Raw genomic sequence first — 14,091 nt, 5'->3', positions numbered from 1 at the left:
AGTTACAACCTGATGCGGATGGCCGCATTGGAGGCCGCATGAGCGCGTTTCGTAGCCGAACTGCGTCTGAAAGTCGGGATTTGCACCCTACAAGCCCGAAAATTGGACAGAAATTGACCAAGGCCCGAATCCGAACCTACGGCAGACGACTCTCGGGACATCATTTGGCTTCTATTTCAGCAGCGCCTTAAGCCTGTTGCTCGTACCCGGCCAATACGACGATGGGATTCAAGCGGCGTTGCAAAACGTCTGTAAAGATTGGCTGCAACAGCACGCCGCCTCGGCCGAAACGGTCATGGCGGTCTGCTCGGGCAGCCTCTTGCTCGCCCAGGCTGGACTGCTCGATCATCGCCGCTGCACGACCCATCACGGCCTGCTGGATGTGTTGCGTAACACCGCCCCGCGCGCCCATGTTCAAGCCGACTGTATATTCGTCGAGGATGGACCTTATTTGACCAGCGCCGGCATCTCGACCGGGATCGATACAGTCCTGCACTGGCTGACCCGCCGCCAAGGTCATCGTCATACCCTGGCAGTGGCCCGGGAGATGGTGCTATATCTGCGCCGCAGCGGGCACGAGCCCCAACTGGGGGCCTGGCTTACTGGCCGCAACCACGTCGACGCCCGCATTCATCGGCTTCAGGATGCGATCAGTGCCAACCTCAAAAAACGTTGGTCGCTAGCGACCATGGCCGCCGAGGCGGCGATGAGCGAGCGCCATCTCCGCCGTCATTTTTCGGCGCTGACCGGCATGGCGCCCGGCGAGTACGTCACGCGGCTGCGCCTGCAGTTCGCCCAGCAATTGATGTCCGAAACCCGATGGGGCCTCGCCCGTATTGCCGAAGAAGTCGGGCTGGGCGAAGATCGCCAGCTCCGGCGGGCGTGGAAGCGTTTCGAGGAAAGCTCGCCGCGTGTTTGGCGTCAGTCACACCTGGGGTGACGAAACGGTACAATCGCGAGCTGGCCGACCCAACGATTACTCAATACCCTCGGTTATAAAGACCAGTGGTTGTGCGGTCGCCGGGAGGTCTAGTGCCTTCAATCCGGCAAGACCCGCGGCGCCGGAAGGCGTTGTCTGTAGCCCGTGCGTTGAAAACCGATCAACCGCGAGCTGCGCCGCTTTATCCGTGACGGTGATAAAACGATCTGCGGTGTGCTTAAGGCTCTCGAAGGCGAGAAGCGACACGTCTTTGCAATCGAGGCGGCTCATATTTGAAATCGGCCCTTGCACACGCGTGGGCTCGCGCGCCTCCATGCTCGCCTGGAGGCAGGCCGCCCGGTCCGGCTCGACAACCACGATTTCAGGCTGCACCGGCCAATGCCCGCGAATATGCGCCGCCACCGCGGCGGCCATGCCCCCAACGCCCGCTTGCAAGGCTACGTGTGTCGGCCAGACCGAGGAGGCTTCACATGCCGCTCGCACTTCCTCGGCCATCACCGTGTAACCTTCCATGACGAGCGCAGGCACACCCGTGTAGCCGGGCCATGAGCTATCCGATACGAGTAGCCATCCGTTGCTATCCGCGTTCCGGCGAGCAGCCTCCATACTCTGCTCATAAACCGAACCGCCACGCACAACCCCCGTACCCTTGGAGCGAAGCCGCTCGGCGAAATACTCAGGCACGGTATCGTCGAGGTAGACGATTGCGCGGGCGCCGAACACGTCAGCGCCGGCTGCTACAGCCAGACCATGATTGCCGGCGCTTGCACAAACGAACACCATTGATGAAGCAATGCGACGTGTTTCGTCGCCGATGAGTTCCGACGGCGCAGGCACTCGTCCGGTCTTGTTTTCAACGGCTTCCGCGACCAGCTGGGCCACCGCATAGGCGCCACCAAGCGCCTTGAACGAACCCAATCCCATCCGCTGCGTTTCGTCTTTAACCATGAGGCCCGACCAGTCCGCTTCGACTGCAAGACTGGCTAGTTCGTGAAGCGGCGTCTGGTGATAGGCCGGACATTCGGCAAGGAGGCGAAGCGCGGCGCCCGGATCGGCGCGAAAGCCCGCCGCAGAGAATCGCGGGTCAGCAGGCGAGGCCGTTAAATCTGTGAAACTTGGATTGTCCATGGAGAAAGATTAAGCGGTTTACGCGCGGCCGTCCTTGCATCCTATGCCCGCTCTGTAATCAATTTTTGCGTCAATCCTTGCTATCGCGCTGTAATGTGGTTATGAACAACGGACAGGCCGATCTCGACGACACGGATAGAATTCTACTTGCGTGCCTGCAGAGCAATGCGCGGACTGCGCTGGATCGGCTCGCCGAAGCCACAGGGTTATCGGCTGCCTCCGTGCAGCGCCGACTGAAGCGACTCAGACAGGCGGGTGTGATTGAGCGCGAGATCGTCGTTGTAGATCCGATCGCGGTCGGCCAGACGATGTCCTTTATCGTACTCGTTGAACTGGAGCGCGAGCGCTTGCATGAGCTCGATGCGTTTCGGCGCAAGGTGCGTGCCGAACCGCAAGTCCAGCAAACCTACTACATTACCGGTGAGGCGGACTTCGCGCTGGTATGCACCGCACGTGACATGGCCAACTTCGAAGAGCTGACTCATCGTTTGTTTTTTGAAGATCGCAACGTGCGGCGCTTCCGCACTTCTGTTGTCATGGATCGAACCAAGGTCGGGCTTGAGATTCCCTCAGGTATCGTCGATCCTGAGAACGCGAATTAATGCAGGCTGGTCCGTGTCGCAGAAGAAATTGGGCTCGACGAAGAGCCTCGACTCCAACACGCATGGGGCGTTTCGAAAATGGCTCCCCACGCGCTTGGCATCAAGCACACGTGGATGTGCGACGCTGTGATCGCACTCTCGACGGCCCAACCCTCTTCCGCGCACCCGGTCAATAGCCGCGCCCTGGAAGACGTCATGTAATGTGGCGCACCACACGCCTCGGATAAACAACCATGAAGCGACGTTTTCAACAAGTCGACGTCTTCGGCGCCGAAGCATTCACCGGCAACCCGCTGGCCGTGGTGCTGGACGGCGAAGGGCTCTCAACCCAGCAAATGCAGAATTTCGCACGCTGGACCAACCTGTCCGAAACCACGTTCGTCTTACCACCCGATTCGGACGATGCCGATTATCGCGTGCGGATTTTCACCCTTGCTCGCGAACTGCCGTTCGCGGGCCATCCGACGTTGGGTAGCTGCCACGCCTGGTTGGCCGCCGGCGGAACGCCTCGGCAGGCCGATCGGGTTGTGCAGGAATGCGGGGCGGGTCTTGTGCCGATACGGCGGGACGATAAGCGCTTGGCGTTTGCCGCGCCGCCTTTATTGCGCTCGGGCCCCGTCGACGACGTCATGCAGGCGCAATTGGCTACAGTTCTGGGGATTGACCGTGAGCAGTTCGTCGATACGCAGTGGGTCGACAACGGCCCGGGCTGGGTCGCCGTCATGCTGGCCGATGCGGCCTCGGTTTTGGCGATCGAACCTGATTTCAGCCAATACACTGGAGACGGCAGTCTCGATATCGGCATCGTCGGCCCCTACCCCGAAGGCTCCGAATGTGCCATTGAAGTTCGGGCGGTATTCAGCGACGAGCATGGTGCCATGCGCGAAGACCCGGCAACCGGCAGCCTTAATGCCTCGCTCGCCCAGTGGCTGATCCACAGCGGAAATATCGCCGCGCCCTATATCGCAAGCCAGGGTACGTGCCTGGGTCGCCAGGCCCGGCTACGCATCGATCAAGACAGCGACGGCACAATCTGGGTCGGCGGTGCCAGCGTGACCTATATCAGCGGCGAGGTCGACCTCTAGCGATTTACCAATCGGCGTGCCTTCAAAGACGACGAGCACAAAAAAGCCCGTATAAACGGGCTTTTAAAGACTTCCCTGGAACGCACTGGAAGATTTGGATGGAGGCCAGGCCCGGAATCGAACCGAGGTACGCGGCTTTGCAGGCCGCTGCATCACCACTCTGCCACCTGGCCCCAAGTGCGAAGCCCGAGAATAAACCAGGCCTCGACAAAGAAAAACCCCGGCCGGTTCGGCCGAGGTTTCGGCTGCTTGGAGCGGGAAACGAGATTCGAACTCGCGACCCCAACCTTGGCAAGGTTGTGCTCTACCACTGAGCTATTCCCGCCGTGTGAGCGCGTATTATAGGGCAGCGAAATAAGGTGTCAACGATTGATTCCAATCGATTCCGAAATTTGCCGGCCCGGGCCGATCCAGTGCTTCAGCCACGCTCGATGCTCAGCGTCGGCCAGGCCTGGCGCAGGTAGATCACCATCGACCACAACGTCAGCGCCGCCGATATGACAAGCAGCACCACACCGCCGGTATAGATCGCCTGCTGGTGGTAGAGATCGTAGAGCATGAGGAAGATCGCGAGCATCTGCACGGCGGTCTTGTATTTCCCGAGCGAACCAACCGAAACCACGCCGCGCTGGCCGAGTTCGGCCATCCATTCGCGCAGCGCCGATACGGTCAATTCGCGGCCGACGATAATGCTGGCCGGCAAGGCGACGAACCAGTGCGGATCGCGATACACGAGCATGACCAGTACGGCACAGACAATGAGCTTGTCCGCGACCGGGTCGAGAAAGGCGCCGAACGCCGAGGTCTGATTCCAACGCCGCGCGAGATGGCCATCGAGCCAGTCCGTGGCCAGCGCGATGCCGAACAGCACGGCCGCCACCACGTTGAAACCCGGGAGCGGAACGAATAACAACCCAAGCACGAAGGGAATGAGTATGAGCCGGAACAGGGTGAGCCAGATGGGCAGGTTCAACGTCTCTCCTCGCGTTGTGGTCGCACGGGCGTTCGCTTACGCCGTGTCGTGAAAATAATCGTAGATCCGCTGCGCCATGGCGGTACTGATGCCGTCGACGCGCGCCAGATCGGAAACGCCGGCCCGCGCCACCTCGCGCGGTCCCCCGAAGGTCTGCAGGAGGCTTTTCCGTCGTTTCGGCCCCAACCCTTCGACGCCGTCGAGAACCGAGGCGCTGCGCGCCTTGCCTCGCTGGCCTCGATGCGCGGCAATCGCGAAACGATGCGCCTCATCCCTGATCTGTTGGATCAAATGCAGCCCCGGTGAGTCGGCTGGCAGTATAAGAGGTGCATTCTGCCCCGGCAAAAACAGCTGTTCCAGGCCCGGCTTGCGCGTCGTGCCCTTGGCAACGCCCAGCAGCTGCACGCCGCTGACTCCAAGCTCGTCGAGCGCCTCCCGGGCCACGCCCAGCTGGCCCTTGCCGCCATCGATGAGCAGCAGGTCGGGCAGTTTCGCTTCGCCGGCCTTGACCCGTTTGAAGCGGCGCGTCACGGCCTGGCGCATCGCCGCATAATCGTCCCCCGGTTCGATGCCGGTGATATTGAAGCGCCGATACGCCGATTTGTTCGGCGCCCCGGCCTCGAACACTACGCACGAGGCCACCGTCTTCTCGCCCCGGGTATGGCTGATATCGAAACAGGCCATCTGCATCGGCGGCTCGTTCAGCCCAAGCGCCTCGGCCAGTGCGGTCAGGCGCTTCTCCACGCCCGCGCGGCTGGCGAGTTTGGCCGACAGCGTCTGCTCGAGCGTGGCGCGTGTGTTTTCCAGCCAGCGGCGACGCTCGCCGCGTACGTTGGTCTTGATGGCCACGCGCCGCTTGCCTCGCGCCGAGAGGCTCTCGGCCAGTTCGGCGTCGTCGACGGGCATCGGGTCGACCAGAAGCTCCGGCGGGGCCGGCCGGTCGATGTAGTACTGACTGATGAACGCGGCCATCGCGTCGCCAATCTGGGTGCCCGACGGCGCGCTGGGGAAGAAGCTGCGATGGCCGAGATTGATGCCGCCCCGCACCGTCACCACCACCACCGCGGCCACACCAGCGTCGATGGCGCCGCAGATCAGGTCGAAGTCGCCCTTGCCGCCCACGGTCTGGCTCTGCGCCTGGAGCCGGCGCAGCGCCGATATCTTCTCGCGCAGGCGGGCCGCGGTCTCGAAATCGAGCCGGGCCGACGCGGCCTCCATGTCCTGGACCAGCCGATCGATGAGTTTTTCGTTGCGCCCTTCCAGCATTTCCACCGCGTCGGACACATCGCGCGCGTAGTCCTCGGCGCTGATGTAGCCCACGCAGGGCGCGCTGCAGCGCTTGATCTGGTATTGCAGACAAGGCCGCGATCGGTTCTCGAAATAGCTGTCGCGACAGTTGCGCAGCTTGAACAGCCGCATCAGCGTATCCGCCGTATTCTTCACCGCGCCGGAACTGGGGAACGGGCCAAAATAATGGCCTTTACGCTTCTGCGCGCCGCGGTGATAGACCACCCGCGGATAGTCGTTGTCGCCCGTGAGCAGCAGATAGGGATAGCTCTTGTCGTCACGCAGCACCACGTTGTAGCGCGGCCGGTGCTTTTTGATCAGCGTCGACTCGAGCAGCAGCGCATCGTCTTCAGTATGGGTGACGGTGACCTCGATATTGGCCACCTGATCGAGCATCGCCTCGGTCTTGGCGCTGCCCGAGGCGCGGAGGAAGTAACTCGATACGCGCTTTTTGAGATTCTTGGCCTTGCCGACGTAGAGCACCTCGCCGGCGGCGTTATACATGCGATAGACGCCGGGGCGCGTGGTCAGCTGTCGGACGTAGCGGTTGGGGTCGAATCCGGTCTCGTCGGTCATGGTTCTATGATGCGCCCGAAGCGGTTGATGACAAGTCGCGCATTGCATCCACCGCCGCTCGCGCCCGGGCGAATACCGCGTCGAACATGGCGGGCGTGAGCCGGCGCGTATTCTGGTTGTAGCGGCTGCAATGATAGGAGGCGATCAGCCGGCGCCCATCAGCCAGCGTGTATGCCGCGGCATGGCCGAAGGGATAAGCCACCTGGCGCAGGCCAAGCGCCCGCACGGTGGCCTTGTGGGCCAGCCCGCCGAGCGTCACCAGCACCCGCGCGGCGGCCATCTCGTCGACCAGAAATCGATTACAGGTGTGGATCTCGGCGGCGATCGGGCGATTGTCCGGCGGCAGGCATTTCACCGCGTTGGTTATGCGGCAGTCGTAAAGTTCGAGGCCGTCGTCCCGGCCAACCGAGCGGGGCGCGCCGGCAAAGCCGTGGGCGTGCAAGGTGGCATAGAGCAAGCTGCCCGCGTCGTCGCCGGTGAATGGACGCCCGGTCGCGTGGGCACCGTGAAGCCCGGGCGCGAGCCCGATCACCAGCAGTGCCGCATTCGGCGGGCCGAACGCGCGCACGGGCGCGCCGTGATGCGCCGGGAAAGCGCGCCGCATCTCCCGGCGCAATGCCACCAGACGCGGACAACGACGACAATGGGGCGCGGGTTCGCGCATCCCCTCTCCTCCATTCCGGCGCGCAGTCCGGACATGCGGGTTATTCATTACCACCGGTCGGTCGAGCCGGCTATGGCGCTCGGTGAGGCCGCCCGCTCGATATGCAATCCACCGGATCGGACACGGCGAGCGGCCCCGCGCACCGCCCGCCGACCGGCAGGGCCGCGCCGCGTGCGATCACGGACCAGGCCTCGACGCGCCGAAGTCGTCGGAGCACGGGCCAGGCCAGGAACCGCGGTCTAACAGGACGCGGAATGACGCGGATCGGGGGCCTGGGCCGGATGATCGACGATCATTCGGTGACGCCCAAACGCGTCGTTCTATAATGCCAACTCGGCATTGGAGACCACGATCCCGTCGAGATCGGCGTAGAGCCAGTCTTCGGGCATGAACGACACGCCGGCGAAGCGGACTGGTACGTCTCGTTCGCCGACATTCTTCTTGTCCGACTTGAGCGGATGGGTATTCAGCGCCTTGACCGCGACATCCATCTGCGAGATCGCCTCGGCATCACGGATACAGCCATAGACGATGACGCCGGCCCATTCGTTGTCGATCGCGAGTTGGGCGAGATTGTCGCCCAGCAGCGCGCAGCGATCGGAACCACCGCCATCGACCACCAGTACGCGGCCGGCGCCGGGCTCTTCCAGCGCGAGCCGCACCAGCGAATTATCCTCGAAGCACTTCACGGTACTGATGGGGCCGCCGAAGGCGAGCCGGCCGCCGAAGTCGGTGAACATCGGCTCCAGAATCTGCAGCTGATCGGCGAACTCGTCGCACAGATCGGTTACGGGATACATGAAAGTCTCCTTGCTCAGGACGCGTAATAACGTGACGCCGCAGGACGCGCGCCGAGACCGCACAGGCCCGCCAGCGCACCGCCACTCAACAGGATGAAATAAATCAAGGACCAGGCCGGCAGACTCAGGCCGAGGAACGCGCCCTTGACCGTGGCACAGCTGGCATCACCGCGCAGCACGACCGACACCACCTCCTGCAACGGCATGATGTGGATCAGGTAATTCAGGCCGGGACCGCAGGCGGGCACCTGGTCGGCCGGCAGATGCATGAGCCAGACGTGGCGCGCGGCGATCGCGGCGCCGGCAAGAGCCGCCAGGCCGGCCAGCCCAGCGTAGACACGGTGCGCCAGCGCGCCCGGACCATGGATCCAGCCCACCAGGCAGAACAACGCCACGCCGGCCATGGCCACGCGCTGGAAAATACACAGCGGACAGGGCTCGAGCCCGCCGACGTATTGCAGCAGGTAGACCAGAACCAGCGCGGCGAAGGCGGCGGCGAACCCCGCGGCGAAATACAGGCGAGAAGTCATCGACGGGATATTCCCACAGCGTCCGGCCGGCGGCAACGCAGGTGGAGGCCGCGCGGTCGTCTGTTATCATGAAGTGCATGATGACACTGCGTGCCTTGCCATGACGCCACCTCGTGTCGTGGCCCGGGCCGCGAGTGCGTTGCTGATCGCCGGGAGTCTTTCCGGCATCGGGGCAGCCGCCGCACCCGGGGCGGCGCCGGCACGTCTCGATCGGCTCGGGCACGGCTTGTTTCCCGGCGTCGGGCACCTTCTGGCACCGGGAAACACCCCCTGGCCGCGCTTCGTAGACCCGTGGTCGGCCTCATCCCGCCCGGCCGCCGTGCTGCGCGAGATCGCAGCGCTTCCCCCCGGCCCGCGAGCCGATGCGCCGCGGCCGGGACTGAGCCCGCGCCAGCGGCAGGACCTCGGACGGCGGCTGCACACGACGCTGCCGCGCTACAACCAGCTGTTCGCAAATGCCGGCCGGGCTTATGGCTTCCCGGCCTCGCTGCTCGCCGCGGTCGCCTACATCGAGTCCAAATGGCACCCGCGCGCGACCCATCACAGCGCTGCCGGCATGATGATGCTGTCGCCTTCGACAGCGCGGACGGTGGGCGTGACCCACCGACTCTCCGCCGTGGCAAGCGTGCGCGGCGGCGCTCACTATCTGGCACGAATGCGTGTCCGGGTTTCGAGCAAGGTCCCCCTGCCCGATCGCAACGATTTCGCACTGGCTGCGTACAACATGGGCCTGGGCCATCTGCGCGATGCGCAGACGCTGGCGCGGCGGCTCGGCAAGAACCCGCATCTATGGTCCGATCTCAAGCAGGTGCTGCCGCTGCTGGCCGAGCCGCGTTACTACACCGACCTGCCCCACGGTTATGCCCGCGGCGGCGGCGTGGTCGCCTATGTCGAGCGCGTACGCGGTTACCAGGCGCTGATCGCGCCGCATCTCGACTGATCGGCGCATCGCGCCGGTCGCCCCTTCAATCACTCGAACCCTTTCAAGGAACCCGACTTGTCCGATTTCATGCCGACCACGCCGGTCGTCCAACGCCATGGCCCGCTGCAACTGGCCGGGCGCGTGTTCTACCCCGTGGTCACGCTCATCCTCACACTGGTCGCCGCGACCATGCTCTGGCCCGAAACCATGTCGGGCGTGTTCAATGTGCTGCTGGCCGATATCGTCCATTACTTCGGCTGGTACTACATCTTCATCTGCGCCGGCTTCATCGGCTTCTGCATCTGGGTGGGCTGCAGCCGCTTCGGCACACTCCGGCTCGGGCCGGACGACTCGCGCCCGGAGTTCTCACGCCTGTCCTGGTACACGATGCTGTTCTCGGCCGGCATCGGCATCGGAGTCATCTTCTACGGCACGGCCGAGCCCGTGGCCCACTTCCACCACGCGCCGCGGCACATGACCTCGGACACCGTCGCCGCCGCCCGCTATGCGATCCAGCTGACCTGGATGGAATGGGGCGCGGGCGCGTTCGCGATCTATATCATCGTCGGGCTGGCGCTCGGCTTCGCCACCCATCGTCACGGCCGCCCGCTGGCGATCCGCTGGGGCCTGGAACCCCTGCTGGGGCGCTGGGTGCACGGCTGGATCGGCGACCTGATCGATATCGTGGCCATCATCGGCACCGTGTTCGGGCTGGCGACCTCGCTCGGCCTCGGCGTCATCCAGATCAATACCGGCCTGCAGTATCTCGGCATCGCCCATTCCTCGCTCGACCTGCGCATCACCATCATCGCGCTGATCAGCCTGGCCGCCGGCGTTTCCGTGCTGTCGGGCCTGTCGCGCGGCATCAAGTGGCTGTCGAACCTCAACATCCTGCTGGCCGCGGTGCTGCTGGCCTTCGTGTTCGTGTTCGGCCCCACCGTGTTCCTGCTCAAGGCGCTGACCGCCTCGTTCGGTTACTACTTCCAGCACATCCTGCAAACGAGCTTCGAAACCGATTTCTCCACCGGCAGCGACAAGTGGCAGTCCTACTGGACGGTATTCTTCTGGGCCTGGTGGATCGCCTGGGGCCCGTTCGTGGGCACTTTTCTGGCGCGCATCTCGCGCGGGCGCACGGTGCGCGAATTCGCTCTCGGCGTACTCTGCATCCCGACCCTGGGCATTTTCCTGTGGTTCGGCACCATGGGCTGGGCCGCACTGCACCGCGAGATGTTCGGCGCCGGCGGACTCGGCGATGTCGCGACACAACAGGTCGTCTTCGATTACCTCGCCGGCCTGCCGTTCGCCACGTTCAGCTCGATTCTGGCGATCGTGCTCATCGTGACCTTCTTCGTCACCTCGGCGGACTCGGGCGCGTTCGTGGTCGCCGTGCTGTCCACCGGCGGCATGACGCGCCCCCCGGTGTCGACCCGCGCGTTCTGGGTCCTGCTGCAGGGGCTCGTCAGCATTGCGCTCGCCATCGCCGGCGGCCTGTCGGCGCTGCAGACCGCCTCGCTGGTCGGCGGCCTGCCGTTTTCGGTGGTCATGATTCTGATGTGCGTGGCCGTGGTGAAGAGCATGCGACGTGAACTTGCGGTCTCCGAACACCGTCGCGCCGCCGTGCCAGGCACGATCACACTGGCCGATTGACAGACCATCCACCGGCCTGCGCCACGCGCGCGGGCCGGCCCACAGCACCGATGGCGAGCACGCGAGGGCGCGAATTATCCACAGCCGGTCCGCGATACCGGCGCGCAAGCCGCATAGCCGGGTATCGGAAGCGCGAATGTTTGCGTCGGCGCGGCCCGCGATACACAGTCGGGCCGTTCATTCCTATCGCGATACATCATGATCGAATTCTATTACCACCCCTCACCGAACCCGGAGAAGGTCGCACTCTATCTGGAAGAAAGCGGCCTCGACTACGCGCTGAAACCGGTCGACACCCGCAAGGGTGAGCAACATGCCCCGGAATTCCTGAAGATCAATCCGAACGCCAAGACACCGGCGATGGTCGATACCGACACTGGAGCGCGCGTGTTCGACAGCACCGCGATCCTGCTGTACCTGGTCGACAAGACCGGCCAATACCGCTTGCCGGAAGATCCGGTCGAGCGCGGCCAGGCGCTGTCGTGGCTGATGTTCATCGCCACGGGCATCGGTCCTTACTCGGGCCAGTGCGTGCACTTCCGGCATTTCGCGCCCGAAGGCAACGACTACGCCATCAATCGCTACGACTTCGAGGCCCGTCGGCACTGGGGGTTGATCGAGCAACACCTGGCCGATCGCCGCTACATGGCGGGCGAGGCCTACGGCATCGTCGACATGGCGTTATGGGGCTGGGGCAGCCGCGTGCCGTTCATTCTCGACAACCAGGGCGTCTGGTCGGACTTTCCGCGGATCAAGCGGTTGCTCGACGAAATCGAGGCCCGGCCCGCAGCGCAACGCGCACGTGCGTTGAAATCCCGGCATGCCTTCAAGACCGAGATGGACGACGAGGCCCGGCGCCACATGTTCCCGCAGAACAGCGCCCGCGCCTGACCGACAAACGGCAAACCGGCCGCGACGGCCGGTTTGCCTGGCTCGGCGCCGTTCAACGATCGCCGGAATCGTCGCGGCGCCGGGCGCCTGCATGCCGCAGCGCGGGTATCGCATAAGCGAGCGCGGCGGCCACGGCGATGGCCCCGAACACGATCTCGAATCGGGGATAGAGCCGGACGAGCAGCAACGCCAGCATCGCCACGAACAGCGCCCCCGAGCGCTGCATCCGGCCGCGATCCCCCATTCGCAGACTGATCAGGAACGCGCCCATTGCGCAGGCCGCGCCCACGGTCAACAGATTCAGCAGCATTGGACACCTCCGCTGGCTGTTATCCCGGCCACACGCGCCACTCAGCGCGCCCCGGGCCGCGCCGTCCATTCCTCCACGGTCAGCGCATAGCGTTCGTGATCGCGCCAATCGCCGCCGATCTTGAGATAACGCGGGGAAAAGCCTTCCAGCCGAAAACCCAGGCGTTCGACAAGCGCCTTCGACGCTCGATTGGCCGGCTGAACATTCGCCTCGACCCGATGCAGGCCATGGCGATCGAAGGCGAGGTCGATCACCCGGGCGAGCACCTGCGACATGAGCCCGCGCCCTTGATAGGGCTCGAACACGAAATACGCGAGGAAGGCGGACTGCAGCGCCCCGTGCACGATTTCGTTGATATGCACGCAGCCGATGAGTGAATGATCGCCAGCGACGGCCACATAGCTGGCCTGGTTGATCGCCTCGTAACGTCTTAGATGCTGGCGGAAACCCGCCACGGTGCAAGGCGGCGAAATCCAGGGATGATGAAGACCCACACTTCGCCGGGCTGCCTCAAGGAACGCCGCCTGGTGTCGTGCCTGAACCGGCTCGATCGTGAACATTCCACCTGCTTCGTCGAGTCACTCTACCCCGTATCTTAGCGAGATTGACCGGTATTCGTGCGAGTGATGGCGATCGAGGTGTTGAAAACGGGGCAAGGCGAACCAGCCCGACGCGCCTATCCCACACCGTCGGGCTTCGAGATACGAAACGGCCGCTTAACACGCAGAATTGACGGCTGCGGGCCAATCTGAAACATTCCCGCCACAATCCCGCACCGAATGGTTCCAGCCGTGTCCGAAACACAAAAGGGTCCCCTGGCCCAGCAGCTTCTCGACGATGCCGTATTTCCGCAGCTTCTGGCGGACAGCAAGGCACTCGTGGCCAGCGAGGTCGAAAAGAAGAACATGGCCCTGCGCACCGGATTCAACATCGTACGGAAAGCCAAGCCGAATCTGATCGACAGTGCCATGCGCGCCCTGCTGCCACAATTCGTGGATGCACTGGAACCGTTCTATGTCCGCGCCCAGGCCGACCCGGACACGCATTTCCGCGATTATCTGATGGCCCATCAGAGCCAGGTGGCCGACGCTCTCCTCGCGGTCAGTGATCGCCGGGTGGCCGAGGTGAACAATCGGGTGGTCAAATCCGGCTATCAGCGGCTGCGCGGGCGCGCCCAGCGCGAAGTGGTTGCCGCCATGCCGGGGATTGCCAGCGTCATGTCGAAATACGCCGATTGACCGCCAAGGGCACGCGTTGACCGGCGCGCCCCGTGCGGCGCGATCCGATCTCAGCGGCCGATCGGTCGGCCGAACCAGCTGGCCGCCGGCTCGCGGAACACCAGATACAGGCCGACGCTCTGCGCCACCGTCTGGCCACACGTCAGCGTCGCCGCCAGCGGAATGGCGCCAAAGTGCATGAACACCAGCGGCAACGCGGGCAGGATGCCGATGATGAACAGAATCAGCATCGCCCCGCGGGCCCAGGATGCGCCCATCGTCAGATAGATGGTCACCAGGGCCATGAGCGAATAGATCGCGATGAAGGTGAACACCGCGAACGAGTGCCCTCCCGGCCCGGCGGGCAACGACAGTACGCGCCCCAGCTTGAGCAGTCCGAGCACGATGCTGAGCCAGAACAGCACGAGGGCCCAGAACACCGGCGCCGGCCGGTTCGATTTATCTTGGGACATGCGCGGCCCGTCTTTCAGGTCATGAAACAACGCGGGCGGCACGACA

Annotated in this window: 16 protein-coding genes and 2 tRNA genes; 7 read left to right on the top strand and 11 right to left on the bottom strand. The window is 64.0% G+C overall.

The window, feature by feature from the left end:
• The first annotated feature begins 196 nt into the window (after positions 1–196).
• The gene (locus ACS8YF_RS01200) at positions 197–940 is read left to right on the top strand and encodes a GlxA family transcriptional regulator (RefSeq protein ID WP_440848383.1); all 744 of its coding nucleotides are present in this window, start codon (positions 197–199) and stop codon (positions 938–940) included.
• A gap of 36 nt (positions 941–976) precedes the next feature.
• Here ACS8YF_RS01200 and ACS8YF_RS01195 read toward each other — a convergent pair whose 3' ends face one another.
• On the bottom strand, positions 977–2,068 hold the full coding sequence (locus ACS8YF_RS01195) for a diaminopropionate ammonia-lyase (protein WP_440848382.1): 1,092 nt from the start codon (positions 2,066–2,068) through the stop codon (positions 977–979).
• A 101-nt stretch (positions 2,069–2,169) separates the two neighbouring features.
• On the opposite strand from ACS8YF_RS01195, the gene ACS8YF_RS01190 reads away from it, so the two are divergent.
• Together ACS8YF_RS01190 and ACS8YF_RS01185 are read left to right on the top strand one after the other, a co-directional pair.
• The gene (locus ACS8YF_RS01190) at positions 2,170–2,670 is read left to right on the top strand and encodes an Lrp/AsnC family transcriptional regulator (protein WP_440848381.1); all 501 of its coding nucleotides are present in this window, start codon (positions 2,170–2,172) and stop codon (positions 2,668–2,670) included.
• Positions 2,671–2,903: 233 nt separating this feature from the next.
• On the top strand, positions 2,904–3,755 hold the full coding sequence (locus ACS8YF_RS01185) for a PhzF family phenazine biosynthesis protein (protein WP_440848380.1): 852 nt from the start codon (positions 2,904–2,906) through the stop codon (positions 3,753–3,755).
• 99 nt (positions 3,756–3,854) lie between these two features.
• Here the strand turns inward: ACS8YF_RS01185 and ACS8YF_RS01180 are convergent.
• The 7 genes from ACS8YF_RS01180 to ACS8YF_RS01150 all read right to left on the bottom strand — a co-directional run bounded on the left by ACS8YF_RS01180 (position 3,855) and on the right by ACS8YF_RS01150 (position 8,585).
• Positions 3,855–3,928 (bottom strand) — tRNA-Cys (locus tag ACS8YF_RS01180).
• Positions 3,929–4,005: 77 nt separating this feature from the next.
• Positions 4,006–4,080, bottom strand: a tRNA-Gly gene (locus ACS8YF_RS01175).
• 93 nt (positions 4,081–4,173) lie between these two features.
• Positions 4,174–4,728: a CDP-diacylglycerol--glycerol-3-phosphate 3-phosphatidyltransferase gene (gene pgsA / locus ACS8YF_RS01170; protein ID WP_440848379.1), complete on the bottom strand. Its 555-nt coding sequence runs from the start codon at positions 4,726–4,728 to the stop codon at positions 4,174–4,176.
• Positions 4,729–4,764: 36 nt separating this feature from the next.
• Positions 4,765–6,591, bottom strand: a complete 1,827-nt coding sequence (gene uvrC / locus ACS8YF_RS01165) for an excinuclease ABC subunit UvrC (protein WP_440848378.1) — start codon at positions 6,589–6,591, stop codon at positions 4,765–4,767.
• A 4-nt stretch (positions 6,592–6,595) separates the two neighbouring features.
• Positions 6,596–7,255: a uracil-DNA glycosylase gene (locus tag ACS8YF_RS01160; protein WP_440848377.1), complete on the bottom strand. Its 660-nt coding sequence runs from the start codon at positions 7,253–7,255 to the stop codon at positions 6,596–6,598.
• A 320-nt stretch (positions 7,256–7,575) separates the two neighbouring features.
• Complete coding sequence (rraA, locus tag ACS8YF_RS01155; RefSeq protein WP_440848376.1) at positions 7,576–8,055, bottom strand: ribonuclease E activity regulator RraA; 480 nt, start codon at positions 8,053–8,055, stop codon at positions 7,576–7,578.
• Between the two features lie 14 nt (positions 8,056–8,069).
• Positions 8,070–8,585, bottom strand: coding sequence for a disulfide bond formation protein B (locus tag ACS8YF_RS01150; RefSeq protein WP_440848375.1), 516 nt, complete (start codon positions 8,583–8,585; stop codon positions 8,070–8,072).
• Between the two features lie 100 nt (positions 8,586–8,685).
• Between ACS8YF_RS01150 and ACS8YF_RS01145 the strand changes: the two genes are divergently transcribed.
• The 3 genes from ACS8YF_RS01145 (at position 8,686) to ACS8YF_RS01135 (ending at position 12,045) form a co-directional block, all read left to right on the top strand.
• Positions 8,686–9,525: a transglycosylase SLT domain-containing protein gene (locus tag ACS8YF_RS01145; RefSeq protein WP_440848374.1), complete on the top strand. Its 840-nt coding sequence runs from the start codon at positions 8,686–8,688 to the stop codon at positions 9,523–9,525.
• 57 nt (positions 9,526–9,582) lie between these two features.
• A complete protein-coding gene (locus ACS8YF_RS01140; RefSeq protein WP_440848373.1) occupies positions 9,583–11,154 on the top strand; it encodes a BCCT family transporter in 1,572 nt (523 codons plus the stop codon).
• A 198-nt stretch (positions 11,155–11,352) separates the two neighbouring features.
• On the top strand, positions 11,353–12,045 hold the full coding sequence (locus ACS8YF_RS01135; RefSeq protein ID WP_440848372.1) for a glutathione S-transferase family protein: 693 nt from the start codon (positions 11,353–11,355) through the stop codon (positions 12,043–12,045).
• 52 nt (positions 12,046–12,097) lie between these two features.
• On the opposite strand, the gene ACS8YF_RS01130 is transcribed toward ACS8YF_RS01135, so the two are convergent.
• Positions 12,098–12,355 (bottom strand): hypothetical protein, encoded by a 258-nt coding sequence (locus ACS8YF_RS01130; RefSeq protein WP_440848371.1) that lies wholly within the window; start codon positions 12,353–12,355, stop codon positions 12,098–12,100.
• 41 nt (positions 12,356–12,396) lie between these two features.
• Positions 12,397–12,915, bottom strand: coding sequence for a GNAT family N-acetyltransferase (locus tag ACS8YF_RS01125; RefSeq protein WP_440848370.1), 519 nt, complete (start codon positions 12,913–12,915; stop codon positions 12,397–12,399).
• 231 nt (positions 12,916–13,146) lie between these two features.
• Here ACS8YF_RS01125 and ACS8YF_RS01120 point away from each other — a divergent pair, with 231 nt between their 5' ends.
• Positions 13,147–13,593: a DUF6918 family protein gene (locus ACS8YF_RS01120; RefSeq protein ID WP_440848369.1), complete on the top strand. Its 447-nt coding sequence runs from the start codon at positions 13,147–13,149 to the stop codon at positions 13,591–13,593.
• A 50-nt stretch (positions 13,594–13,643) separates the two neighbouring features.
• On the opposite strand, the gene ACS8YF_RS01115 is transcribed toward ACS8YF_RS01120, so the two are convergent.
• Complete coding sequence (locus ACS8YF_RS01115; protein ID WP_440848368.1) at positions 13,644–14,045, bottom strand: hypothetical protein; 402 nt, start codon at positions 14,043–14,045, stop codon at positions 13,644–13,646.
• Positions 14,046–14,091 lie beyond the last annotated feature (46 nt).

This window comes from Salinisphaera sp. SWV1, assembly GCF_052044155.1.
GTDB lineage: Bacteria > Pseudomonadota > Gammaproteobacteria > Nevskiales > Salinisphaeraceae > Salinisphaera.
This window is presented reverse-complemented; position numbering and strand designations above follow the sequence as displayed.

Bases quoted from the DNA above. Each gene is read 5' to 3' on its own strand.
- ACS8YF_RS01195 (WP_440848382.1), bottom strand. From the start codon at position 2,068: ATGGACAATCCAAGTTTCACAGATTTAACGGCCTCGCCTGCTGACCCG.
- ACS8YF_RS01190 (WP_440848381.1), top strand. From the start codon at position 2,170: ATGAACAACGGACAGGCCGATCTCGACGACACGGATAGAATTCTACTT.
- ACS8YF_RS01185 (WP_440848380.1), top strand. From the start codon at position 2,904: ATGAAGCGACGTTTTCAACAAGTCGACGTCTTCGGCGCCGAAGCATTC.
- uvrC (WP_440848378.1), bottom strand. From the start codon at position 6,591: ATGACCGACGAGACCGGATTCGACCCCAACCGCTACGTCCGACAGCTG.
- ACS8YF_RS01160 (WP_440848377.1), bottom strand. From the start codon at position 7,255: ATGCGCGAACCCGCGCCCCATTGTCGTCGTTGTCCGCGTCTGGTGGCA.
- rraA (WP_440848376.1), bottom strand. From the start codon at position 8,055: ATGTATCCCGTAACCGATCTGTGCGACGAGTTCGCCGATCAGCTGCAG.
- ACS8YF_RS01150 (WP_440848375.1), bottom strand. From the start codon at position 8,585: ATGACTTCTCGCCTGTATTTCGCCGCGGGGTTCGCCGCCGCCTTCGCC.
- ACS8YF_RS01145 (WP_440848374.1), top strand. From the start codon at position 8,686: ATGACGCCACCTCGTGTCGTGGCCCGGGCCGCGAGTGCGTTGCTGATC.
- ACS8YF_RS01135 (WP_440848372.1), top strand. From the start codon at position 11,353: ATGATCGAATTCTATTACCACCCCTCACCGAACCCGGAGAAGGTCGCA.
- ACS8YF_RS01130 (WP_440848371.1), bottom strand. From the start codon at position 12,355: ATGCTGCTGAATCTGTTGACCGTGGGCGCGGCCTGCGCAATGGGCGCG.
- ACS8YF_RS01125 (WP_440848370.1), bottom strand. From the start codon at position 12,915: ATGTTCACGATCGAGCCGGTTCAGGCACGACACCAGGCGGCGTTCCTT.
- ACS8YF_RS01115 (WP_440848368.1), bottom strand. From the start codon at position 14,045: ATGTCCCAAGATAAATCGAACCGGCCGGCGCCGGTGTTCTGGGCCCTC.